8 protein-coding genes are annotated in these 11,608 nt (G+C 63.5%); all 8 read left to right on the forward strand.

Annotated features, from left to right (window positions below; translation table 11 throughout):
- Nucleotide 1: 1 nt before the first annotated feature.
- Entirely contained in the window at nucleotides 2-934 is a 933-nt protein-coding gene (locus tag ACW9IN_RS23680) for a DUF58 domain-containing protein (RefSeq protein ID WP_457368090.1), read from the forward strand.
- Nucleotides 931-1,425 (forward strand): DUF4381 domain-containing protein, encoded by a 495-nt coding sequence (locus ACW9IN_RS23685; RefSeq protein WP_457368091.1) that lies wholly within the window; start codon nucleotides 931-933, stop codon nucleotides 1,423-1,425. Before ACW9IN_RS23680 ends, ACW9IN_RS23685 begins: the two co-directional genes overlap by 4 nt.
- Nucleotides 1,418-2,506 (forward strand): vWA domain-containing protein, encoded by a 1,089-nt coding sequence (locus ACW9IN_RS23690; RefSeq protein WP_457368092.1) that lies wholly within the window; start codon nucleotides 1,418-1,420, stop codon nucleotides 2,504-2,506. The genes ACW9IN_RS23685 and ACW9IN_RS23690 overlap by 8 nt, the downstream gene beginning before the upstream one ends.
- On the forward strand, nucleotides 2,503-4,248 hold the full coding sequence (locus tag ACW9IN_RS23695; RefSeq protein WP_457368093.1) for a tetratricopeptide repeat protein: 1,746 nt from the start codon (nucleotides 2,503-2,505) through the stop codon (nucleotides 4,246-4,248). The genes ACW9IN_RS23690 and ACW9IN_RS23695 overlap by 4 nt, the downstream gene beginning before the upstream one ends.
- Complete coding sequence (locus tag ACW9IN_RS23700; protein WP_457368094.1) at nucleotides 4,245-5,882, forward strand: BatD family protein; 1,638 nt, start codon at nucleotides 4,245-4,247, stop codon at nucleotides 5,880-5,882. Before ACW9IN_RS23695 ends, ACW9IN_RS23700 begins: the two co-directional genes overlap by 4 nt.
- A 219-nt stretch (nucleotides 5,883-6,101) precedes the next feature.
- Complete coding sequence (locus tag ACW9IN_RS23705) at nucleotides 6,102-7,343, forward strand: exonuclease SbcCD subunit D C-terminal domain-containing protein (RefSeq protein ID WP_457368095.1); 1,242 nt, start codon at nucleotides 6,102-6,104, stop codon at nucleotides 7,341-7,343.
- Nucleotides 7,340-10,981: an AAA family ATPase gene (locus tag ACW9IN_RS23710; RefSeq protein WP_457368096.1), complete on the forward strand. Its 3,642-nt coding sequence runs from the start codon at nucleotides 7,340-7,342 to the stop codon at nucleotides 10,979-10,981. The genes ACW9IN_RS23705 and ACW9IN_RS23710 overlap by 4 nt, the downstream gene beginning before the upstream one ends.
- Nucleotides 10,978-11,571 carry a glutathione S-transferase gene (locus ACW9IN_RS23715; protein WP_457368097.1) on the forward strand — a complete coding sequence of 198 codons (594 nt, stop codon included), beginning with the start codon at nucleotides 10,978-10,980 and terminating at the stop codon, nucleotides 11,569-11,571. The genes ACW9IN_RS23710 and ACW9IN_RS23715 overlap by 4 nt, the downstream gene beginning before the upstream one ends.
- Nucleotides 11,572-11,608 lie beyond the last annotated feature (37 nt).

Raw genomic sequence — 11,608 nt, forward strand, 5'->3', positions numbered from 1 at the left:
CATGAACGCCAGCGCAGGCATCCGCGTCACCCTCAGCGAATTGATCGAGATGCGCCACCGCGTGCGCGAAGTGCAGCTGTTTTCCACACCAAGCCAGCGCAGCCCGCTGATCGGCCTGCACCACTCCAAGCTGCGCGGGCGTGGAGTGGACTTCGACCAGGTGCGGGTCTACCAGGCCGGCGACGACGTGCGCACCATCGACTGGCGCGTGACCGCGCGCACCCAGGAGCCGCACACCAAGCTGTTCCATGAAGAGCGCGAGCGGCCGATCTTTATCATGGTGGAACAGAGCTGCCGGTTGTTTTTCGGCTCGGGACAGATGTTCAAGTCGGTCCTGGCTGCGCAGGCCGCCAGCCTGATCGGATGGGCGGCTTTGGGCCATAACGACCGCGTCGGCGGGCTGGTGTTCGGCGACAACGAACACTACGAAATCAAGCCGCGACGCAGTAAACAGAGCCTGCTGCAATTGCTCAACCGCCTGGTGCGGGTCAATCAGAGCCTCAACACCGAAAGCCGCCCCGAGGCGGATGCCCTCGGCATGGCCCTGCGCCGTGGCCGTGAAGTACTGCGCCCGGGCAGCCTGGTGATCGTGATCTGCGACGAACGCGCGCTCAGCGATGGTGCCGAGCAGCAACTGAGCTTGCTGTCACGGCATTGCGACTTGCTGTTGCTGCCGGTCTCCGACCCGCTGGACCACGCCCTGCCCGCCGCCGGGCTGTTACGTTTCGCGGAACGAGGCGCCCAACTGGAACTGGACACCCTGAACATTGACCTGCGCCAGGCCTACAAGGCTCAGGCCGAGGCGCGCAATGCCCGCTGGGAACTGCTGGCGCAGAAGCTGCGGGTACTGTTGATGCCCTTGAGCACCCAGAGCGAGATGGTCGAGCAACTGCGCGAATACCTCAACCCGCAACGCCCGGTTAAAAAGCCATGAGCAGCATCGATCAACTGCAACCGCTGATCGCCCCGCCGGCCATCGGGTTCTGGCCGCCGGCGCCGGGCTGGTGGCTGTTGCTGGTGGTGATCCCGCTGCTGGGCTGGGGCCTGTGGTCGCTGCGGCGTTTCCTGCCGACGCGGCGCCCGCTGGCACGCGCCGAACAACCCCTGGACCCGCTGCGCATTGCCGCCCTGGCCGAACTCGCGCTGTTGCCCCGCCCCTACGACGGTGCGCCAGCCGGGGCCTGGTTGCAGCAGCTCAACGGTTTGCTCAAACGCCTGTGCCGCAACGACTACCCTTACAGCCAGAGTCACACCCTCAACGGTCGCAAGTGGCTGGCGTTCCTCGACAACCGCTGCCCGGCAGCGGGGCTGACACGCTGGATGGTCCTGGTCGAAGGTGCCTACAAACCCGAATGCAAACTCGACGACAAGGCCATCGCCGGCCTGACCCAGGCCGTCGACACCTGGATTCGCAAACATGTTTGAGTTCGCCTGGCCGTGGATCTTCGCCCTGTTGCCTCTGCCGTGGGTGATGCGCCTGATGCTGCCGGTGGCCGACAGCGGCGAGCCGGCCTTGAAAGTCAGCTTCCTCGGCGACCTCGAAGGCCTGGCCCGGCGGCGCGCCCGCGTCAACCTGCCGGGCTGGCGCCAGCAAGCGCCGTTCGTGGTGTTGTGGCTGCTGTTGCTCACCGCCGCCGCCCGCCCGGAATGGCTCGGTGAGCCGTTGCCGATTGCCGCCAGCGGCCGCGACCTGCTGGTGGCCGTTGACGTCTCCGGCTCCATGGACTTCCCCGATATGCACTGGCAAGACGACGACATCAGCCGTCTGAGCCTGGTCAAGCACCTGCTCGGCGACTTTCTGGAAGAGCGCGAGGGCGATCGCGTGGGGCTGATCCTGTTTGGCAGCCAGGCTTACCTGCAAGCACCGCTGACTTTCGACCGCCGAACCGTACGCACCTGGCTGGATGAAGCGCGCATCGGCATCGCCGGCAAGAACACCGCCATTGGTGATGCCATTGGCCTGGCCCTCAAACGCCTGCGCCAGCGCCCGGCGCAGAGTCGCGTGTTGATCCTGGTCACCGACGGCGCCAACAACGCCGGGCAGATCGACCCGCTCACCGCCGCGCGCCTGGCCGCCGAAGAAGGCGTAAAAATCTACCCCATCGGCATCGGCGCCGACCCCGAGCAAACCGGTTCCCTGGGCATCCTGGGCGTCAACCCGAGCCTGGACCTCGACGAGCCCGCGCTGAAGGCGATTGCCGAGGCCACTGGTGGCCAATACTTCCGTGCCCGCGACGGCGCAGAACTGCAAGCCATCAAGCAAACCCTGGACAAACTCGAACCGGTGGAACAGCAACCGACCCAGGCCCGCCCTGCCCTGGCGCTGTACAGCGCACCGCTGGCCCTGGCGCTGGTCCTCAGCATGCTGCTGGTGATCCAGGAACGCTGGCCGAACAATGCGCTGCAACGCCTGTTCGACAGACTCTCTCGCCGCGGCCACTTTCTGCAACAACACCCCGAGTGGCGCCAGCGCCTCAAACGCCTGCGTTTGCGGAGGCGTCGATGATCGACCTATGGCCGCACTGGTTCCGCCCCTGGTGGCTGTTGCTGCTGCCGCTGCTCGGCTGGCTGCTGTGGCAACTGTGGCATCGACAGAAACGCGCCGGGCGCTGGCAAGTCATCCTGCCACCGGCCTTCCATGCCGTATTGCTCAGTGGTGGCAGTGGCCGCGAGAGCAAGACGCCCTGGGTCGTGCTCGGTATTGCCTGGCTGTTGGCCGTGCTGGCCTTGCTGGGCCCGAGCTGGGAGCGGGTCGAGCAATCCAGCCAGAAACCCTCCGACCCGTTGGTGGTGCTGCTCGAACTGACCCCGGAAATGCTTGCCACCGACAGCCCGCCCAACCGGCTGGAACAAGCGCGGCGCAAGCTCTACGACTTGCTGCAAGCGCGTACCGATGCGCAAACCGCTATCGTCGTGTACGCCGGCAGTGCCCATACGCTGGTGCCGCTGTCGGATGACCTGGCGACCAGCCGCAACCTGCTCGAAGCCCTGCGCCCCTCGATCATGCCCGAGCCTGGCCACCGCGCCGACCTGGCCGTGGAGAAAGCCCTGACCCTGCTCAAGCATGGCGGTCTGGGCCAGGGACGCTTGCTGCTGATCGGTTCATCCTTGTCCAAACAGGAACGCCAGGGCATCCGCCTGCTGCTGCAAAACGGCCAGGCTCCGAGCCTGTCGATCCTCGGCATCGGCAGCCGCGAGGGTACGCCGGTGACCCAGGAAAGCGGTGAATTCCTCAAGGACGAACAGGGCGCGATCCTGGTGCCACGGCTCGACAGTCCGACCCTCAAGGCATTCGCCAGTGAAATGGGCGGCCGTTACCGCGCCGCACGCCTGGACGACAAGGACCTGCGCCAGATCGGCGTGCTCGACAGTCCGCAGAACCTGCGCAACGACGGCCAGTTGCTGCACCTGGACACCTGGGCCGATCAGGGTTACTGGCTGCTGTTGCCCTTACTGTTGCTGGCCGCCTGTGCCGGGCGTCGGGGTTGGCTGTTCTGCCTGCCACTGCTGTTGCTGGTTGCCCCCCAGCCCAGCTATGCATTCGAATGGCAGGATTTGTGGCTGCGCCCCGACCAGCAAGGTCAGTACCTGTTGAAGAAAAAACGCCCAGCCGAAGCCGCCGAACACTTTCAGGACCCGCAATGGCAAGGCGTGGCGCTGTACGAGGCCGGCAACTACAGCGAGGCGATCAAGCGCTTCGCCGAGGGCAGCGATGCCTATTCCCACTACAATCGGGGTAACGCGTTGGCACGATCCGGGGAGCTGGAGGCGGCCATCGACGCCTACGAGCAGGCCCTGGAGGCCCAACCCGACCTGCAACCGGCGCTGAAAAACAAGGCGCTGGTGGAAAACCTGCTGCAGGAGCAGGAACAAGCCCGGCAGGCGCCGGCCAAACCGGCCAAAAACGAAGATGACGAAACCACCCAACCCGGCCAAACTGCGCAACCGGGTGAAACCGGACAAGGTGCCACGGGTGGCGAACAGTCTGCCCAGGGCCAGGGCGAAGCCGGCAAGGGCGATGCCCAGACCGGCGCGGCTCCACAGGCTGGTGGCAACGAGGTGCCGGGTAGCGAGCTGGGTGACGAACACACCACCACCCCGCCGATGCGCCCCGATGATGCCAGCCTCGACGGCGAACACCGCCAGGCCCTGGAGCAATGGCTGCGCGAGATTCCGGACAACCCGGGTGAACTGCTGCGCCGCAAATTCTGGTACGAACAGCAACAACATCAGGACAAGACTCAATGAGCCGCCGCACCACCCTTCTGCTCCTGCTCGCGCTGTCAGGTCACGCCCAGGCGGCGAACCTGGTCGCCAGTGTCGACCGCAGCCGCCTCAATTCCGGGGAAACGGTGGAGCTGACGGTGGAGTCCAACGACGTCACGCTGTTCGGCAAACCTGACCTGTCCCCCCTGGATGCGCAGTTCGAAGTCAGCGGTACGCGCCAGATCAACCAACTCACCACCCTGGGCGGCGACAACCACGCCACTACGCGCTGGATCATCACCCTGCTGCCCCGGGAAAACGGCAACGTGGTCATCCCGCCGTTGCAAGTGGGCGAGTACAAGACGCAGCCGATCACCCTGCAAGTGGTGGAAACCGCCAGCCAGAACAGCAACGCGGAACTGGCGCCGGTATTCGTCGAAGCCAACCTTGACCAGAACACCGTGTACGTTCAGGCCCAGGCGCTCTTGACGGTACGCGTGTACCACTCGGTTTCGCTGTATGACGACAGCAGCCTCACGCCGCTGCAGATTCCAGATGCGCGGATCGAGCAGTTGGGGGAGTCGCGCACCTACGAGAAGGTCATCAACAGCATTCGCCATGGCGTGATCGAAACCCGCTATGCGATCTACCCGCAACACAGCGGCAGCCTCGAGGTTCCTGCGCAGACCTTCAGCGCCACGCTGGTGGAATCGCGCCCGCCCCAGGAAAACACCCTGCAAGGCACCAAGCCGGGCAAGCTGATCCACGTCAGTTCTGCGCCGCTGGCGTTGACAGTCAAACCCAAGCCAAGCCTCTACCCCGCCGACGCGGCCTGGCTGCCCGCGCGCAACCTGACCCTGACGGAAAACTGGAACCCCACGCCCGAGCATGTGCAGGTGGGCGACTCTCTGACCCGCAGCCTCACGGTCAAGGCCGAGGGCTTGTCCAGTGCGCAACTGCCGGCGCTGCCGAGTACCGAAGTCAACGGCGTGCGCCGTTACCCGGACCAACCGGTGCTGGGCAATCAGAACAATGACCGCGGCCTGATCGGCAGCCGTGAAGACCGCGAGGCCCTGGTGCCGACCCGTGCCGGCGCCGTGGAACTGCCCGCCGTGGAAGTGGTGTGGTGGAACACCCACGAAGACCATCTGGAGCGCACCAGCGTAGCGGCCCGCACCCTGCAGGTGGCCACCAACCCGAGCCTGGTGGTGGACACCCCCGCGACCCCCACCGTGATCACCGCGCCCGATGACAACCACCTGTGGCTGTGGCAGCTCAGCACACTCATCCTCGCCTGCACCACCTTGCTGGGCTTCGGCCTATGGTGGCGCGCGCGCTGGCAACCGGCGGTACTTCGCGCCGCACAAACCGGCCCGAGCCCGCGTACCCTGCTCGATGACCTCAAGCGCGCCACCCAGGCCAACGACCCCCAGGCCACCCGCCAGGCCCTCGACGCCTGGGCCCGCCAGCAACCGGAAACCCTGGCCGACATGGCGGCGCGGTTTGTGCCATTGTCCGATGCCCTGGATGGGTTGAACGGTGCGCTGTACAGCGAGAGTGGTCACTATTGGCTGGGCGAAGATCTGTGGCGGGCAGTCAAGGCCATCCCGGTGGCCGAGCGTGAGCAAGACCCTGCCACCGACACCACCAGCCTGCCGCCGCTCTACCCCAAATAATGGTTGCGCTGGGCACCGCGCCCTGCGCCGGAGCGCGAAGCGGTCCCAAACCCGGACTACACGGTGCCTCTATTGGGTCTGCTGCGCAGCCCGTCGCGGGCGGTGCGACGATTCGACAAGCCCGCTCACTACAGCGCATCGGTCTACCACACGGTGCCCCTCCCACTCGGGATCTGCGTGTAAACTCCCTTCCTTTTCATCTTCTTCACGGAGTTCGCCTTGCGTCTGTTTCACACCTCCGACTGGCACCTTGGGCAAAACCTGCATGGCCAGGAGCGCGACTTCGAACATGCCTGTTTTCTCCAGTGGCTGCTGGGCCAGTTAAAGGCCGAGCGCCCGGATGCGCTGCTGATCGCCGGCGATATCTTCGACACGGTCAACCCGCCACTCAAGGCTCAGGAGCGTCTGTATGACTTCATCATCAGCGCCCACGAACAGAACCCCGACCTCACCATCGTGATGATCGCCGGCAACCATGACTCCGGTTCGCGTATCGAATTGCCCGCGCCGTTGATGCGCCGCCTGCGCACCCACGCCCTGGGTCGGGTGCTGTGGCTGGACGACGGTCAACTCGACGCCGAACGTCTGTTGATCCCCCTGCCGAACGCCAAAGGCAAAATCGCCGCCTGGTGCCTGGCCCTGCCATTCTTGCGTCCGGCAGAGGTGACGGGCGCACACTTGGGCGATGACTACCTGCACGGTATCGCCCAGGTGCACGAGGGGCTGATTGCCGCTGCCAACGCCAAGCGCAATAAGGGCCAGGCGTTGATTGCCATCAGCCATGCGCACATGGCCGGTGGCTCGGTGTCGGAAGACTCCGAGCGCAGCCTGATCATTGGCAATGCCGAAGCGCTGCCGGCCAAACTGTTCGACCGGCGTGTCGCCTATGTCGCCCTCGGGCACTTGCACAAGCCGCAGCAGGTGAATGGCGAGGAGCGTATTCGCTACAGTGGATCGCCGATTCCCTTGTCGTTCTCCGAAATCAACTACAAGCATCAGATCCTCGATGTGCGCTTCCAGGGCGAACGACTGGTCAGCGTCGAGCCCCGCCTGATTCCCCGCGCCGTCAACCTGCAACGCCTGGACGCCGCGCCCCTGGCCGATATTCTCGCAGCCCTGGCCGAGCTGCCCGACATCGACCTGCTCGCCGATACCCAGCGTCAACCCTGGCTGGAAGTACGCGTGCGCCTTGACGAGCCTCAACCGGACCTGCGCCAGCAAATCGAAAACGCCCTGCAAGGCAAGGCTGTGCGCCTCGTGCGCATCGCTGCCGAATACGCGGGTAACGGCAATCGTGAAGGCAACGATGAGGACCGTCTCGTCGAACTGGACCAGCTCACGCCCCAGGAACTGTTCAGCCGCGCCTGGCAGGACAGTTATGGCAGCGAAGTCGATGAACAGACCCTGAAGGATTTCGCCGTACTGCTCCAGGAAGTACAACAGGAGGGTGAACAGCCATGAAGATTCTCGCCATTCGCCTGAAAAACCTGGCTTCCCTGGCCGGCCCGTTCGAGATCGACTTTACCGCCGAACCCCTGGCCAGCGCCGGGTTGTTCGCGATTACCGGGCCGACCGGCGCCGGGAAAAGCACCCTGCTGGATGCGCTGTGCCTGGCGTTGTTTGGCGCGGTACCGCGTTTGAACCACACGAAACGCGATGCAAAGATCCCCGACGCCGACGGTGAAATCGCCATCGGTGACCCGCGTACGTTGCTGCGCCGTGGTACCGGAGAAGGTTATGCCGAAGTGGATTTCGTCGGGATCGACGGTCGTCGCTACCGCGCGCGCTGGGAGGCCAATCGCGCCCGCGAGAAAGCCGGAGGAAATTTGCAGGCCAGCCGCCAGAGCCTGCGCGATATCGACCAGGATCAATTGCTCGCCAGCCAGAAAGGCGAATACAAGACCCAACTCGAAACGGCACTCGGCCTGAACTTCGAACAGTTCACCCGCGCCGTGCTGCTGGCGCAAAGCGAGTTCAGCGCCTTTCTCAAGGCCGATGACAACGAACGCAGCGAACTGCTGGAAAAACTCACCGACACGGCGCTGTATACCCGCCTCGGCCGCCGCGCCTTTGACAAGACCAAAGAAGCGCGCGAAGCGCTCAAGCTGTTGCAAGACCAATCCGCCGGCGTGGCGCCCCTGACCGCCGAAGCCCGCGCCGAACTGGATCAGCAACTGGCCGACGCCCAGCAGCACTTCAGGACCCAGCAAGCACAACTCAAACAGCTTGAGTCGCAACATAAGTGGCTCAAGGAATTGCGTGAATTGCAGGAGCGTCAACTCAGCGCTGTCGAAAACTTACGTGATACTCAGCAACACTGGGAAAACCAGGGCCCGCAACGCCAGGACCTGAGCCGACTGGAGCAACTGGCGCCCCAGCGCCATCAATTTGCGCGCCAGGCCGAACTGGGCAGCTTGCTCGTACCTCTCGCCGTGCAGATTCAGCAGCACACCGAACAACAAAGCGTGCTGCATACGCGCCAGAATCAGGCGCAACAGCAGCAATCGCTGGCCGGCACGGCCCTCGCCGAAGCGCTCAAACATCAGGGTGATGCGGCGCCTCTGCTGCAACAAGCCTTCGCCGAACAGACAACGTTGACGCACCTGGCCCAGGAACTGGGCAAGCGCACCGACGAACAACGCCTCAAACAGACCGCGTGTGCAGACGGTCAGGCAGCGCTGAACACGTTGCAGGAACGGCATCAGCAAGCCGCCGCGCACATCGAGCTTCTGGCGTCCGAGTTGGAGCGCAGCAGTGCGCTCGCGCCGCTCGCTTCAGCCTGGCAGGGGTATCGCCCAAGCCTGCAACAACTGATGCAGACCGGTAGCCGACTGAACAAAGGTCAGGCCGAGTTGCCCGCGCTCGAACAGCGCGCCGCAATCGCTGCCGAGCAGTACGCCCAGGAGCGTGATGCCCTGAATCTGCTGTATCAGGAAGCCGGTGCCGAACCCCATGCCGTGGCCGAGCAAATCGAGTTACTGGCGAGCCTGCTGCAAGACAATCGCAAACAGCACCGCGCGTTCGAAGAACTGACGCGTCTGTGGGATAGCCAGGTACAGCTGGACCAGCAAGCTGGCGTACTGACTCAAAAACTCGCAGAGGCCCATCAACAACGCGAAAGTCTGATTCAATCGGGCAAGCAGGCAAAGCTTGAATTGACGACTGCCGAACATACGTTGACCGTCACCAAGCAACTGTTGGAACGGCAACGTGCAGCACGTAGCGAAAGCGTTGAAGAGCTGCGGGCAACACTTCAGGACGATCATCCTTGCCCGGTATGCGGGAGTCACGAACACCCTTATCACCAACCGGAAGCGTTGCTGCAAAGCCTCGGGCGCCATGATGAGAATGAGCAAAAAACTGCACAAGATGTCGTCGATACGCTCAATCAAACACTGATCGAGCTACGTGGCGAGCTGGGTGGGATCAACGGGCAGATAAAGGGTTTCCTGAGTCAGCAAGAAGATCTTGCTACGTTACAGGCAACTTGCACGACCAACTTGCAAGCTCACGCGCTCGTCACCTCGCTGCTCAACCAGGACACGGCCCAACGCAACGCCTGGCTGGTACAGCAACTCAGCCAACTCACCCAAAGCATCACCCAGGACGAACAACGCCAGAGCGCCCTGCTCAACCTGCAAAAGAACGCCGGGCGCTTGCAGCAACAACTGCAAGCCGTACAGGAAGAGAGCCAGCAGGCACGTCAGTTGCTGACTGACCAGCAACGCGAGCTGGAGGCCGACCGCAAGCGTCTTGAAGAAGAACTCGGCAGCTTCGCCAGCCTGTTGCCCGCCGACATACTGGACGGTTTGCGCAATGACCCGGCCAGCACCTTCATGCAGCTTGATCAGCAGGTCAGCCAGCGCGTCGAACAGCTGGACCGCCAACGCGAAGAACTGGAAGAGCAGCAACAGCGCCAGCAGGCCCTCGATAAGGAACAGGCCAATCAACAGCATCGCCAGCAACAATGGGAAGCCGCGCAGCACGCGGTCACCGAAACGGCAGCGCAGCAACATACGGTTCAGGAAAGACTGGGAGCCCTGCTCGGCCAATACAGCAGCGCCGAGCATTGGCAACAGCAACTCGACGCCGCCGTGGCGCACTCACGCCAGGCTGAAACCGACGCCAATCAGCAAGTGCAGGACATTCACAGCACCCTGATCCAGCTTGTCGCCGACCTCAAGGCCCAGCAGGAACGCCAACAGACCTTGCACGACGAGCAACAGAGCCTCGACATGCGGATCAACGAATGGCGCGCCCGGCACCCCGAACTGGACAGCGAAGGGCTCGACGGTTTGCTGGCGTTCAGCGACACCCAGGTCAACGAACTGCGTCAGCATTTGCAGGGCAGCGAAAAGGCCGTCGAGCAAGCCAGGGTCCTGTTGCAAGAGCGCGAGCAACGCCTGGCCGAGCATCAGGCTCAACACAATGGCGGGCCGCAGGCCGACCAACTGGACAGTGCCCTCGAAACGCTCAACCAACAGTTGGCCGACAGTGAGAAACAGATCATCGAATGGCGTGCCCGCCAATCCGAAGACCAGCGCCGTCAGGACGCCAACAACGCGCTGACCGAACGGATCGCCAAGGCCCACGGCGAACATCAACGCTGGGCACGCCTGAGCGCGCTGATCGGCTCATCCAGCGGCGACACCTTCCGCAAGATCGCCCAGGCCTACAACCTCGATTTGCTGGTGCACCACGCCAACGTGCAGTTGCGCCAACTGGTGCGCCGTTACCGTCTCAAGCGCGGCGGCAGCCTGCTTGGCCTGCTGGTGCTGGACACGGAAATGGGCGATGAACTGCGCTCGGTGCATTCGCTGTCGGGCGGCGAAACCTTCCTGGTGTCGCTGGCGCTGGCATTGGGCCTGGCGTCGATGGCGTCCAGTACCTTGAAGATCGAATCGCTGTTTATCGACGAGGGCTTTGGCAGCCTCGACCCCGAATCGCTGCAATTGGCGATGGACGCTCTCGACGGCCTTCAGGCCCAGGGCCGCAAAGTGGCGGTGATTTCCCATGTGCAGGAAATGCACGAGCGCATCCCTGTGCAGATCCAGGTCAAGCGCCAAGGCAACGGCTTGAGTACCCTGGAGGTCAAGTGAGCGAAGCGCTGCTGTATTCGTTCCGGCGCTGCCCCTATGCGATGCGTGCCCGCCTGGCCTTGCGTTATTCAGGCGTTGCGGTGCGCATTGTCGAAGTCAGCCTCAAGGCCAAGCCGGCCGAGATGCTTGCACTGTCGCCCAAGGGCACGGTGCCGGTATTGAGCGTTGACGGGCAGGTGATTGAAGAAAGTCTGGAGATCATGCAGTGGGCCTTGGCGCAGCATGACCCGGATGATTGGTTGCTACAGGGCGATCCGGCAGTGCTCGCGCTGATCGAAGAGAACGACAACGGGTTCAAGTATCACTTGAATCGATACAAGTACGCCGAACGCTACCCCGAGCAGCCGATGGAACACTATCGGGCCGAGGGTGAGGTGTTCTTGCAGAAGCTGGAAGGATTGCTGGCAGAGCGAGATTACCTGGTGGCCAACCACCTGACCCTGGCGGATGCTGCACTGGCGCCCTTCGTGCGTCAGTATGCCCATGTGGATCGAGTGTGGTTTGCCGGGACTTCGTATAAACGGTTACAGGCATGGCTTGAGCGTTTTCTGGAGTCGCCATTGTTCATGGCGGTAATGGCTAAACCCTGACAAATGTGGGAGCTGGCTTGTCGGATCGCCGCATCGC

The sequence above is a fragment of the Pseudomonas sp. SDO5271_S396 genome (assembly GCF_054071795.1).

Excerpts from the sequence above, each read along its gene's own strand:
- ACW9IN_RS23710 (WP_457368096.1), top strand. The coding sequence starts at position 7,340 with ATGAAGATTCTCGCCATTCGCCTGAAAAACCTGGCTTCCCTGGCCGGC.
- ACW9IN_RS23695 (WP_457368093.1), top strand. The coding sequence starts at position 2,503 with ATGATCGACCTATGGCCGCACTGGTTCCGCCCCTGGTGGCTGTTGCTG.
- ACW9IN_RS23690 (WP_457368092.1), top strand. The coding sequence starts at position 1,418 with ATGTTTGAGTTCGCCTGGCCGTGGATCTTCGCCCTGTTGCCTCTGCCG.
- ACW9IN_RS23680 (WP_457368090.1), top strand. The coding sequence starts at position 2 with ATGAACGCCAGCGCAGGCATCCGCGTCACCCTCAGCGAATTGATCGAG.
- ACW9IN_RS23700 (WP_457368094.1), top strand. The coding sequence starts at position 4,245 with ATGAGCCGCCGCACCACCCTTCTGCTCCTGCTCGCGCTGTCAGGTCAC.
- ACW9IN_RS23685 (WP_457368091.1), top strand. The coding sequence starts at position 931 with ATGAGCAGCATCGATCAACTGCAACCGCTGATCGCCCCGCCGGCCATC.